At 31.3% G+C, this 8,452-nt stretch carries 8 protein-coding genes; 6 read left to right on the top strand and 2 right to left on the bottom strand.

Going from position 1 to position 8,452, the window contains the following annotated elements:
• Window positions 1–125: 125 nt before the first annotated feature.
• The 5 genes from KTF99_RS16480 to KTF99_RS16460 all read left to right on the top strand — a co-directional run bounded on the left by KTF99_RS16480 (window position 126) and on the right by KTF99_RS16460 (window position 4,582).
• Window positions 126–1,088, top strand: coding sequence for a biotin--[acetyl-CoA-carboxylase] ligase (locus KTF99_RS16480; protein WP_003539394.1), 963 nt, complete (start codon window positions 126–128; stop codon window positions 1,086–1,088).
• Window positions 1,075–1,647 (top strand): biotin transporter BioY, encoded by a 573-nt coding sequence (locus tag KTF99_RS16475; protein ID WP_003539395.1) that lies wholly within the window; start codon window positions 1,075–1,077, stop codon window positions 1,645–1,647. Before KTF99_RS16480 ends, KTF99_RS16475 begins: the two co-directional genes overlap by 14 nt.
• Complete coding sequence (bioB, locus tag KTF99_RS16470; protein ID WP_008792644.1) at window positions 1,641–2,600, top strand: biotin synthase BioB; 960 nt, start codon at window positions 1,641–1,643, stop codon at window positions 2,598–2,600. The genes KTF99_RS16475 and bioB overlap by 7 nt, the downstream gene beginning before the upstream one ends.
• On the top strand, window positions 2,597–3,259 hold the full coding sequence (gene bioD / locus KTF99_RS16465; protein WP_008792645.1) for a dethiobiotin synthase: 663 nt from the start codon (window positions 2,597–2,599) through the stop codon (window positions 3,257–3,259). The genes bioB and bioD overlap by 4 nt, the downstream gene beginning before the upstream one ends.
• 228 nt (window positions 3,260–3,487) lie before the next feature.
• The gene (locus KTF99_RS16460; protein ID WP_118672334.1) at window positions 3,488–4,582 is read left to right on the top strand and encodes a helix-turn-helix domain-containing protein; all 1,095 of its coding nucleotides are present in this window, start codon (window positions 3,488–3,490) and stop codon (window positions 4,580–4,582) included.
• Window positions 4,583–4,616: 34 nt separating this feature from the next.
• On the opposite strand, the gene KTF99_RS16455 is transcribed toward KTF99_RS16460, so the two are convergent.
• Together KTF99_RS16455 and uraA are read right to left on the bottom strand one after the other, a co-directional pair.
• Window positions 4,617–5,720 (bottom strand): DUF362 domain-containing protein, encoded by a 1,104-nt coding sequence (locus tag KTF99_RS16455; protein ID WP_009008884.1) that lies wholly within the window; start codon window positions 5,718–5,720, stop codon window positions 4,617–4,619.
• 183 nt (window positions 5,721–5,903) lie between these two features.
• The gene (uraA, locus tag KTF99_RS16450; protein ID WP_003539400.1) at window positions 5,904–7,172 is read right to left on the bottom strand and encodes a uracil permease; all 1,269 of its coding nucleotides are present in this window, start codon (window positions 7,170–7,172) and stop codon (window positions 5,904–5,906) included.
• 165 nt (window positions 7,173–7,337) lie between these two features.
• Here uraA and KTF99_RS16445 point away from each other — a divergent pair, with 165 nt between their 5' ends.
• On the top strand, window positions 7,338–8,096 hold the full coding sequence (locus KTF99_RS16445; RefSeq protein WP_003539401.1) for a MurR/RpiR family transcriptional regulator: 759 nt from the start codon (window positions 7,338–7,340) through the stop codon (window positions 8,094–8,096).
• The last annotated feature ends 356 nt before the right edge of the window (window positions 8,097–8,452 follow it).

Here is an 8,452-nt window from a genome sequence, read left to right as displayed (position 1 = left end):
CAACATAGGCTTATAGCCTCAGAGAAAACCACGTCTTTTAGGCGTGGTTTTTATTGTAAACTAATTTTAAATAATTAGTTTACAATTTAGTGAATGTTTGCTATGCTTAAAAACGAGGTGATTCAATGAGTGTAAAACAAAATGTAATTGCTTTACTTGAAGAAAATCGTAGTAAGGTAATATCCGGACAAGAGTTAGCCAACCAATTGCATGTTAGTCGTGCGGCAATTTGGAAAGCGATAAAGACATTAAAAGAAGAGGGGTATAATATTGAAGCAACGCCAAATAAAGGATATGTATTATTAGAAAATAGTGATGTTTTATCAAAACAAGGAATTGCATATTATTTAACTGAAGAAATTGATATCTTTTCATATAAAACAATCGATTCAACCAATACACAAATGAAGAAATTAGCAATAAATGGTGGTAAAAATCATAGTGTAATTGTGTCTGAAGAACAAAGCGCCGGACGTGGTAGATTTGGACGAAGTTTTTATTCACCGGCTCAAAAAGGGGTTTATATGAGTGTTTTATTAAAAACAGGAGATTCGCTACAAAATGCAACTATGATTACAATTAAAACAGCAGTTGCGGTTAGGCGAGCAATTGCAAAGCTATATGATATTGAAGTAGCAATTAAGTGGGTTAATGATTTGTATTATCGTGGGAAGAAGGTTTGTGGTATTTTAAGTGAGGCAATTAGTGATTTTGAAAGCGGAATGATCGAAGCAATTATTATTGGAATTGGAATTAATGTATCAACTGATAATTTTCCATTAGAAATAGCTTCCATAGCTACTTCTCTAGGATTACAAGAAGCTAATCGTAATCAATTTATTGCAGAAATCTTAAATCAGCTATTTGCAATTATCGATGAGGATTTTAAATTGGTTTTGAATGAATATCGCATGGCTTCATGTGTATTGCATAAGCAAATAACTTTTAATCAAAAGGGGGAGCAGTTTACCGGTTTAGTTCGTGAAATTAATGATTTAGGTAATTTGGTCGTTAGTAGCAATGGTGCAGAAATGGTATTAACCGCGGGTGAAGTAAGTATTATAGGAGGAAACCATGGAGCAGAATAAGTTACTAACAACAAAGAAAATAACCTATTGTGCAATTTTTACGGCTCTAATTACAATCGGAGCATTTATACAGATTCCGGTACCTTTCATGGATTATTTTACATTACAATTTTTCTTTGTTTTGCTAGCTGGAATTTTATTAGGCTCAAAATTAGGAGCATTGGCAGTATTACTGTATGTTGTAATTGGATTACTAGGATTACCAATATTTGCGGCCGGTGGAGGTTTAGCGTATATTGTTAGACCTAGTTTTGGTTATTTAATTGGTTTTATTGCAGGAGCGTATGTTACAGGCATAATATGTGAAAAAACTAATGAAATAGCAGCAAAAAAATATGTTTTGGCAGTATTGAGTGGTCTTTTGGCCACTTATATGATTGGACTTGGCTATAAATATATCATTTTGAATTACTATACTGGAACTCCAATAACTTGGAAACTAGTTTTGCTCTCATGTTTTCCTTTAGATTTACCAGGTGACTTATTTTTAAGTTTTTTAGCAGTCGGGACAGGAATTAGATTTGAAAAGATTTTTAAAAAGAGGAGAATACAATGTTAGAGAAGCTCATTGCACAAATTATGGCTGGTTATGAAATTAGTAAAGCAGAAGCTAAGATGCTGATAGATTATGATCTAGGGACTTTAAAGCAAGGGGCTGAACTAATTAGAAGAAGCTATTGTGGTAGTACATTTGATCTTTGTTCAATTATTAATGGTAAAAGCGGGCGGTGTAGTGAGAATTGTAAATATTGTGCTCAATCAGTTTATTATCAAACTGGAATTGATATTTATAGTTTGTTGAAAATTAGTGAAATTAAAGCAATAGCCCTACATAATCAAAAGCAAGGTGTCGAACGTTTTTCTATTGTGACATCCGGACGGAAATTAAATGTTCAAGAATTTAATAAAATTTTAAAAATATATCAAGAACTTAATGATACTACAACGATATCCTTATGTGCTTCACTAGGACTATTAAACTTTGAAGAGTTAAAAAAACTTAAAGAAACAGGCGTTAAAAGATATCATAATAATTTGGAAACATCACGTAACTACTTTAATAATGTTTGTACTACTCATAGTTACGAGCAAAAAATCAAAACAATTAAGGCTGCAAAATTAGCAGGTTTGGAGGTTTGTAGTGGCGGAATTGTAGGAATGGGAGAATCATGGCTTGATCGACTTGATCTAGCTTTTGAATTAAAAGACTTAGGAATAAAGTCGGTTCCAATCAATGTTCTAAATCCAATTAGAGGAACACCGTTAGAACATTTGAAACCATTATCAAAAGAAGATGTTGAAAGAATATTTGCCATTTTTCGTTTTATTCTTCCTGATGCAACGATTAGAATGGCTGGTGGTAGAGGGCTTTTTGATGATAAAGGAATAAATGTATTTAAAAGTGGTGCTAATGGCGCTATCACTGGAGATATGCTTACAACTCAGGGAATAACTATTGCTGAAGATCAAAGAATCATTAAGCAATTGGGATTTAGGGTAGCCAAGCCATGATTAAAGGTTTGTTTGTTACTGGAACAGGGACAGATGTTGGAAAGACATATGTAAGTGCAAGAATAGTTAAAGCCTTGAAATCACAGTATAAGGTTGGTTATTATAAGGCGGCCTTAAGTGGTGCCGTTGTTGAAAATGATGTACTGATACCAGGTGATTTAGAAGTTGTTAAGCAGTATGCAAGTCTGCCAAATGAAAGCTGTAAAGTATCTTTTGTTTATGAAGAAGCATTTGCGCCTCATCTAGCTGCAAAAAAGACTAATACACCAGTTGATTTAAATACTATAAAAGCAGATTTGACAGATTTAGAAAATAAGCATGATTTTGTTGTTATTGAAGGAAGTGGTGGTATTGTTTGTCCACTGCGCGATGATAAATTGATAATGCTTAGTGATGTGATGTTACTGGCTAACTATCCGCTAATAATTGTAACATCATCAGGCTTGGGTAGTATTAATGGAGCAGTTTTAACGGCTCAATATGCTAAACAGTTAAATTTAAATGTACTTGGTTTTATTATGAATAATTTTGATAGTAACAATCTCCTTCATCAAGATAATCGAATAATGATTGAAAGATTAAGTAGTTATAAAGTTTTAGGGTATTTAAACAAAAAAGCTGATAAGATTGAATGGTTTGAACAAATTATAGAAAGTTAAGATAAAAAAGTGAAATATACCTCGGTATTTAATACTTAATATCTAATAAACGGGAGATATTTCAAATTCACTTTTAATTATAAATAATCGGTTCCTATCTACTTTAGCGGAGTTATATCAATATGTAGTTACAGTTTTTTTCATGTTAACATTATTGGCGAAATGTTAACGGATTGATATAGACGAAAAAAGACAAAATATCTATGATATAGATAGGAGGGATGGGTTATGAGCATTGGTAAAAAACTACTAAGCCTAAGGCAAGAAAAAGGGATTTCACAAGAAGCTTTGGGCCGTGAATTAAATGTATCAAGGCAAACAGTGTCTAAATGGGAAAGTGATTTAAGTTTACCAGACATGAAAATGATGATAACAATAAGTCAATTTTATGAAATAAGTATTACCCAATTATTAGATCTTGATGATGAAACAGAAGCTGATTCAATCAATAAGATATATGAACAAACATCATTAGTGTTAGAGAATCTACAAAAGGAAAATAAAAAAAAGATTATTCGTGATTGGATAATTATTATTATTTGTACTCTTTGTTTATGTGTTGCATTAGCAATACTAGTTAAAAAGGGAACTAATGAGGTAGTTTTTTATCCTAATAATAGTACAACTCCAATAACCGATAACAATATAATAGATTATTCAAATACAACATTTAAAGTGATTAGTTATGACTTTGATAAAATGACAATGAGTATTAATTATAAATGCGTTTTAAATAATTATACAGATATAACTCAAGTAAATATCTGTATTGTTGATGTTTTTAATAATCAGAGTATTTATCCAATGACTAAAGAAAATGCTTATACTTTTGTTTTAACAGAAACAATTCCTTTAGTGAATTATGCTAACTTTGAAATTTTGGTTAAAAATGGTGATAAAGGAGAAAAAATTAATGCGGATTCAGAAATAGAACATCATTTAGACAACTTGTTGAGTCACTTGATTTATATCTATATTCCAGGTGATAAAAATTATAAATTGATTAGAAATAATATGATTTATAAATTAGATTATAGTTATTTAGAAAACGAAAAGATTGATTATAGTGGTACTTTATCAAATAAAGTAGAGATAATTATTAATAAAATTAAAAATAATAATTATGAAAAAATTGGTCAAACTAATACAACTTTAGATAAGCAAAAAAAGATAAAATTATCAAAAGACTTATCTAATGGTAGTGAGATAAATGTTATCGTAAATATAATAACCGCTGAGCAATCATATGAATTGGTTAATATTAACCGTTATGTTCAAACTGGAGGAATTAGTTATTCTGAGTATCCTATCTATCGTTATTGAGATATTTAAAAAAAGATCGTAATGATCTTTTTTACTATTTTATTTCAATGAGTTCGTATTCACGAGTTCCGATTCCAATTTTTTCACCATGTTCTAAACAAGATTTCCAGTTTGTTTCAGGTGATACGTCAGTAAAGTGATCATGATGATGATGACCATGTTTATCTAACAAACTATTTGCAATAGCAGGCTGTTTATTAACAGCATCAGCACAAGCCATATCTAAAGCAACGGGATCAAATGAGGCAAACATTCCGACATCAGGGACGATGGCAATATCATTTTCACTATGACAATCACAATAAGGTGATACATCAATAACCAATGAAATATGAAAACATGGCCGATCTTGCACAACTGCTTTAGTATATTCAGCAATCTTATAGTTTAAAATGTCATTAGCTTCATCCATGCTGGCAACGATTGCATCTTTAGGACAGACTCCAATACAGCGACCGCATCCAACACATTTATCATGATCGATAGAGGCTTTGTGATCAGTAATACTTGTCCCGTTATGAGCACAAATTTTAATACATTGTCCACAGCCAATGCACTTATCTTGCTCAACGACAGGTTTGCCAGCACTGTGCATTTCCATTTTACCAGCACGGGAACCACATCCCATACCTAAATTTTTCAAAGCACCACCAAATCCAGTCAATTCGTGTCCTTTAAAGTGATTTAACGAAATGATAATATCAGCATCCATAATAGCTTGACCAATTTTTGCTTCTTTAACATATTCTCCATTGATTGGAACGATTTCTTCATCTGTTCCTTTTAAACCATCAGCAATGATTGTGTGAACTCCGGTTTGGAAAGGATTGTAGCCATTAGAATAAGCACTGTCTAAATGATCTAGTGCATTTTTTCTTCCTCCCACATATAGAGTATTACAATCAGTTACGAAAGCTTTTCCACCCAATTCTTTTACATAGTCAGCAACAGCTTTAGCGTAATTTGGGCGTAAAAAAGCTAAATTACCGGGTTCTCCGAAATGTACTTTGATAGCAGTGTATTTGTTTTTAAAGTCAATTTCTTCAAAACCTGCTTTCTTCATTAAAAACTTCAGTTTTTCAGGAAGATTCATTCTTCCTGTATGCATATCACAATAATAAACTTTTGCTTTTTCCATAATTACCTCCATGATATTATGTCCTTGTATAATTTAATTTTAGCACTATTTATTGTAGGCTAAAAGCTAAATCAATTATATCTTACATCTTAAAGTATGCTTTAACGCAATATAAATAGCAAATAATTACAACAAAAAAAGAGCATCTCAAATATAAATCGAGATGTTCCTTTAAATAAATTATTAATTATTTTCCTCAGCAGTATCATTAGTCAAATTGAATTTATCTAATAAGTAGAAAGTTAGTGAAAGAATCATAGCAACAATACAAGCTAGCACCATTCCAGTTAATTCGACACCACCAAAGCTTAGCGTAATACTGCTTAATCCTGTAACAAAAACAACTGAAGTTAAGATAAGGTTTTTATTAGTTGCGTAATCAACTTTTTGATCAACTAAAATTCTTAATCCACTAGTACCAATCATTCCATATAGTAAGAAACTGATTCCACCAATAACCGGTCCAGGAATAGTTTGAATTAGTGCTGATAAGGGTCCTACGAATGAACAAATAATAGAAAGAACAGCTGCACCTGCAATTACTTGAACACTATATACACCGGTGATAGCCATAACCCCAATATTTTCACCATATGTAGTTGTTGGAACAGAACCGATAAATCCTGAAATCATAGTTGAAAAATTATCACCAAATAAAGAACGATGTAATCCAGGGTCTTCTAACAGGTTTTTACCGATTATTTTTCCTGTAACAATTTGATGACCGATATGTTCTGAAGTAATTACAAGAAGAACTGGTAAGATCATCAAGATAGCGTTAATATCAAATTTTGGAGTTGAGAAATTAGGTATTGCAAATAGTGGAGCATTTGCTACAGTTGTAAAATCTACTAATCCAAAACAAATTGCTGCAATATATCCACAGATAATTGCAATAAGAATTGGAATGACACTTAAAAATTTTCTAAAACAAATATTTCCAAAAATTGCAACTCCTAGAGTAATTAAAAATACCCAAACATTGGCCATCTGAATATTATCACCAATCAAGCCTGCATTATTTGCAGCAGTAGCACTTAATTCTAATCCAATTAATGCAACTACTGGTCCCATTGCAGCTGGTGGTAAAACAATATCGATCCATTTTGTCCCACATTTTTTAATAATTAAGGCTAATAAACAGCCGCAAAATCCGACTGCTACGAATCCCCCCAAAGCATAAGGGTAGCCAAATTTAGAAATGACAATATTTGCTGGAGCAATAAAAGCGAAGCTAGAACCTAGATAGGCAGGGGCTTTCCCTTTTGTAATAACAATAAATAATAACGTTCCAATACCGTTCATGAATAAGACGATAGCTGGATTTATCCCAAATAAGAAAGGTACTAAAACACTGGCACCAAACATTGCAAACATATGTTGTAATGATAATGGAATCAGTAATTTTCCTGGGACTTTATCCTCAACTTGAATAATCCGTTTATTAGACATACATGTCCTCCTTTTTAACCTTAAATATTATGTCATTATTTAGTGATACTGTCTATAAAAATCTTCTTATTTTAGTTTAAAAAATTTAATTGTTCAAATATTTGATTATTTCCTTTATCGCTTGGTTGAACAATATGTTAAAATGATGGTGCAGGAGGTAAAACTATGCAATTAGAAGAACTGGTAAATCAGTATTATGATGATTTAAATGAAAATGATTTAATGATTTGGAAATATATATTAGCCCATAAAAAAGAGTGCTGTGAAATATCTATTGATGAATTATCTAAACGTTGTAACATATCACGGGCAACAATTTCAAGATTTAGCCAAAAGATATCTTTTGAGGGATTTCGTGAATTTAAGATGCGTTTAAAATTAGAATGTCAGCAGGTTCAAGTAAAGAATGATGGAATGCTTGATGAAATTTGTAATAATTATCTAAAAAGTATGGAACTAACTAAAGATAGCGATCTTGATGACCTCTTTGAACATATACATCACGCACGTAGGCTCTTTGTCTTTGGAACTGGTGAGACACAAAATACAGTAGCCGAAATGATTAAAAGAGTTTTTCTTCAAACTAAAGTATTTTTCGTCACCTTATATGGTAAAAGTGAATTAAAGATGACTATTAATGGTTTAGGAGAACAGGATGTAATGATTTTTATTTCTGTATCTGGTGAAAATGAAATGGCAATTGAGGCAATGAAAACATTGAAAAATAAAGGTACTTATATTGTTTCTATCACTAAACTAAATAATAATACACTAGCGCGGCTTGCTGATAAAAGTTTGTATGTAATTACAGATCAATACAAAAGATTTAATAATCGTACCTATGAAACGACTTCAGCATATTTTAATACAGTAGAAATTTTATTTCTTAAATATCTAGATTATCTGGATAATTTAGATGAGTAAAATATTTCTGCACAATTTTAAGTTTGAGAACCCTTGAAGTTTAATTTTAAGGGTTTTTTATTAATATTTACTGTACTTATGCACAAATCTTGTGCAAAGGATATAAATGTGAACCTCTTCTTTAAATACGCTTAAGATGTTGAATCAAAAATTATTTATATTACAATAAAGGTACATTAAGATCTTAGTGCAGCAAAAAATAAATTAACTCTCTTGGGGGTCATGGAATATAAATATATATTTAGCGCGAATGTTATTTATATTGGATGCATAGAGGGTTTCTAAAACTTATTAATCCATGAAACAGAGGAGAAAAAGAAAATGGAAAAGAAATATTCAGTTGTTATTGCTGGTGG

Source organism: Erysipelatoclostridium sp. MSK.7.34 (assembly GCF_019041935.1).
GTDB lineage: Bacteria > Bacillota_I > Bacilli_A > Erysipelotrichales > Coprobacillaceae > Thomasclavelia > Thomasclavelia ramosa.
This window is presented reverse-complemented; position numbering and strand designations above follow the sequence as displayed.